The sequence below is a fragment of the Bacteroides sp. LFL-34 genome, assembly GCF_027257075.1.
GTDB classification, from domain to species: domain Bacteria; phylum Bacteroidota; class Bacteroidia; order Bacteroidales; family Bacteroidaceae; genus Bacteroides; species Bacteroides ovatus.
In genome coordinates this window covers 1-1341 of sequence record NZ_JAPQKZ010000128.1, presented here as the reverse complement: position 1 = coordinate 1341, position 1341 = coordinate 1, and the positions used below count along the sequence as shown (strand labels likewise).

Annotated in this window: 1 pseudogene; it reads left to right on the top strand. The window is 34.0% G+C overall.

The features are described from left to right. Positions 1-782: 782 nt before the first annotated feature. Positions 783-1094 (top strand): annotated as a pseudogene (locus tag N5O98_RS27165) (STN domain-containing protein); the annotation flags it as partial. Positions 1095-1341 lie beyond the last annotated feature (247 nt).

The following is a 1341-nucleotide window of genomic DNA, read 5'->3' as shown; positions in this document are numbered from 1 at the left end:
ACACCAATTGAAAAATACAGGGAACTGCTTCCTGACAGATGGGAAAAGGCTAATGACTAAAAAGGGATCATTAGCCTTTTTATTTTAATACACTATATAGAATCGCGGAGACGCTTACGCGTAAAGAAAAGACTTTTCTTTATTTGTTCACAGAAAACACCTATCAAACAGATGATTACCATCCGTGAAGGATGTGAAGGTGGAGAACTAAACTTTATTGGGACTTTGGTAATTTTCAACACAATTAGTTCTAAACTGCACGGTTTTTAGTTAAATGAGAATTTAATACAGACAGAAGAACATAAGAACAAAAAATAAAATAGCAGTTCAACAAGCAACAGAAATAAGCTTCAAAGCGCAGCATTTATGTTCTTTTGTTCTTATGTCTAAAAATAAATGATTATTTAGCTCATTTTTGCACCGGGAATGAGTCTATTTTTAAGGGTGTGATTGCCCTGAATCAAATCCCTAAAATTTTCAGACTGAGCCGAGTTCTGGTGGAATCACTCATATGTGAGGTGGATGTTGCTCATTCTTTTTCAGGTAAAGACACTAATTTATGCATTAAATGAGAAAATACGATATCCCCCCTTTATATTTTCTTTTAAAAACGATACCTTTGAAGTGTTTTCTTTCTTTTTTATCAAGTATGGATTGATTTCCGGCAAGTTCTCCTATATTTCCCGAATTAATATTCATTAACTTATTTGCCGTAATACTTTTTAATACCTCTTGTGTATTAGCTAATAGATATTGAACTATTAACTTTAAAGACTAATATTATGGAAAAAGATTCTCCTTTTTCATCCACCGGCAGAAGGTGTATTGTAACCCTAATGTGCATATTTGTCACTGCTTTTGTTTATGCACAACAGCAAAAAATATCGGTTAGTATCAAAGAGCTTCCTCTTAAAGAGGCTATCAGTCAGATAGCAGAGAAGGCATTGATGAATGTAGCCTATAGCAAAGAATTTGTGGATACGAGTAGGAAAGTGTCATTGGAGGTAAAAGACACAGATGTAAACAAAGCACTAACTCTTTTGCTAAAAGGGACTAACATTGGGTTCCGTTTCCTGGATGACAGTATTTTATTTTAGATTTTTATCGGTTTGACTTAACCGATTGAGAAATAAACTATTAGCGAATTATTTGAGAAATAGAGGTAACGATTTGGCAACTGTGCGAATTTCAGCGTTTTGCGTTGTATGCTGTCAAATAACTCTCTTGAGTTCAACTTATAAATGCAACTTTTTGGGTGCGGATAATAAGCAATAAAAACATTTATTTTTCAGAGAGGAAAGAGAGACAATGTCCCCCTTTCTCTCACTCTGAATGGATAAA